Source organism: Marinobacter sp. L-80, assembly GCF_056859395.1.
Window position 1 is genome coordinate 1 of record NZ_JBSXOI010000018.1, and the last position, 2,336, is coordinate 2,336.

The window sequence follows — 2,336 nt, forward strand, 5'->3', positions numbered from 1 at the left end:
ATCTCACGACGCGTTTTGCGCTTCTTGGTCTGGTACTCGGCTTCGGAGAAGGTGATCTGATCCATGGTGGCAACGAATCCTATGCGGTTGATGATGGCCGTATTATCGCTGATTTTGGGGACTTATTCAGAGTCTCCCTAACGAACGTTGGGTGACGGACATCACCTACATTCGGACCCACGAGGGCTTTTTGTACCTTGCCACCGTTCTGGACCTGTTCTCCCGGCAAATTGTGGGCTGGTCCATGAAGCCACGGATGTCGACAGACCTCGTTATGGACGCATTGCTAATGGCTTCCTGGCGGCGAAGGCCGAAGCAGGAGGTTCTGATTCATTCAGATCAAGGCTCTCAATACACCAGCCGTGAATGGAGAGATTTCCTGAAGGACCACCGTTTGAAGCCCAGTATGAGCCGTCGCGGAAACTGTCACGACAATGCGGTTGCGGAAAGCTTCTTCTCATTACTCAAAAGTGAGCGAGTGAAGCGGAAAATCTACAAGGATCGGGAAACAGCCCGGCAGGATATCTTCGATTACATCGAGATGTTTTATAACCCGGTTCGCCGTCACGGCAACAACGGTGGCTTGTCGCCGGTGGACTTCGAAAAGGAGTACTTCACAAAGCTGTCAGGTGTCTAAGATATCGGGGGCTTGCCAATGGTCTTTAAACGAACCAACCAGAGACGCTGCGCGTCTTTCGGAAAAACTGTCACTGCTATATCTCTCTAAAATTTCTTCTCTGCTAAGGCCCTGCTCAAAGCGTGCCTGCATTTATTTTTGGCTTTCCTTGCTTTCACCTATCACTCCCTTTCGAGTGTTTTTGGTTCTGCTAACGCCTCAATAACCGGTAGCTGAAACCTAGCGAAGCGAATGTAAGCCGTCTGGCGCACAGGCGCGTAGCTGATTGATTTGTTATGGGACAATCGCATAGAAAAGTTTCTTAAGCGGCTCTAGTGCCCACGAATATTGTTCGTATAGCCTTTTAGCTAGCGCAGATAAACCTTCTTTTTTGCAGTTTTCAGTTAAATTTTCTATTTCTTCTTTTAAAGAATCTATTTGGTCCTCTGTTGCTCTATTTGAAGCACTCAACTGCTGAATTTCAGCATAAAATTTATCAAGGTGCTCTCTATGCTTTTCAAGCGAAACGATGTTTTCGTCACCTTGAACAACATTCCCGAAATCAGAGTTCCCACCTGATATCGTGATATTAATTTTGCCTTTGCTCATGACTTATTACCTTTAGAAAAATTAGAAACCTTGTTCATTGCACCTTGAACGACATTGCCCATACTTACTTTTCCTCCAGATATATTAATGTTCATCGCTTGTATTTTTTGAGTCCTCAGTTCACTAGTATCAATATCATTTGCTTCTAGCTCATTAATCATTGCATCAAAAACTGCTTCATGGATGCACCGGATCTGTGTAATAACATCCATATCATTGTATGCGCCTGAGTAAATTGTTCTTACCCTGCTCAACAAATCATGCTCCCTTTTGAGGTATGGAATTACCCAGAAAATTAAGCTAAACAAAGAGTATGTTATTAAATTAAACTTCTTGTCTCTATCTATATAGCCTCTCGCCAATACTTGCCAGGATATTGACTGCATATATCCGAAGCTAGACTGATAAAACACCAGAGTAATAGATGTACCTCGGTTTGTGCACCCAGATTCCGCCTTAATAAAAATGCGATCTTCAGAAGATGTTAAGTCATTGTCTATATCAGTAATTGTTACAGTAGATAGAGCATCAATCGGTGTTTTCGACTTTAATTCGGACTCAATCGCCATATAGATGTTGTTTTCTATTATTTTTTTGTGAAAGAAAACATGCTGAAAGCTTGCAAAAATTTCTCCGTAATGCCTAAATGGAAAATTCTTTTTGAACTTATTCAAACCTGATGACGCTTCGTTTATTTCTCTTTTTATAAAAGCGTTACTGATCAATCCTGTTATAATCAGCAAAAGCAGAGATATCCCAAATGTCATTATGGCTAACAGAGAATGCAAAATTATTGCAATAATTATGCTTCTTGGTTTTACTTGATTCTTTACCTTCCCGGAATGCATTATGTCCATAATCTTTCTCCAAGCACTTTATTTAAACCGATAAATTTAGAAGCAGACCACTACAAATACTTATAATTAACGCTGAAGTTAAAAAAGCGGAGATGTATACAATATATTCATCTCTAGGGAGACTCTGAATAAGTCCCCAAAATCAGCGATAATACGGCCATCATCAACCGCATAGGATTCGTTGCCACCATGGATCAGATCACCTTCTCCGAAGCCGAGTACCAGACCAAGAAGCGCAAAACGCGTCGTGAGAT

At 41.9% G+C, this 2,336-nt stretch carries 2 protein-coding genes and 1 pseudogene; 1 reads left to right on the forward strand and 2 read right to left on the reverse strand.

Translation table 11 applies throughout. From position 1 onward, the window contains the following. Positions 1-136: 136 nt before the first annotated feature. Positions 137-637 (forward strand): annotated as a pseudogene (locus AC13E3_RS00430) (IS3 family transposase); the annotation flags it as partial. Between the two features lie 273 nt (positions 638-910). Here AC13E3_RS00430 and AC13E3_RS00435 read toward each other — a convergent pair. Together AC13E3_RS00435 and AC13E3_RS00440 are read right to left on the reverse strand one after the other, a co-directional pair. Beyond that, positions 911-1,225 carry a hypothetical protein gene (locus AC13E3_RS00435; RefSeq protein ID WP_482901575.1) on the reverse strand — a complete coding sequence of 105 codons (315 nt, stop codon included), beginning with the start codon at positions 1,223-1,225 and terminating at the stop codon, positions 911-913. Continuing rightward, a complete protein-coding gene (locus tag AC13E3_RS00440; RefSeq protein ID WP_482901576.1) occupies positions 1,222-2,082 on the reverse strand; it encodes a hypothetical protein in 861 nt (286 codons plus the stop codon). The genes AC13E3_RS00435 and AC13E3_RS00440 overlap by 4 nt, the downstream gene beginning before the upstream one ends. Between the last annotated feature and the right edge of the window lie 254 nt (positions 2,083-2,336).

Bases quoted from the DNA above. Each gene is read 5' to 3' on its own strand.
- AC13E3_RS00435 (WP_482901575.1), bottom strand. From the start codon at position 1,225: ATGAGCAAAGGCAAAATTAATATCACGATATCAGGTGGGAACTCTGAT.
- AC13E3_RS00440 (WP_482901576.1), bottom strand. From the start codon at position 2,082: ATGGACATAATGCATTCCGGGAAGGTAAAGAATCAAGTAAAACCAAGA.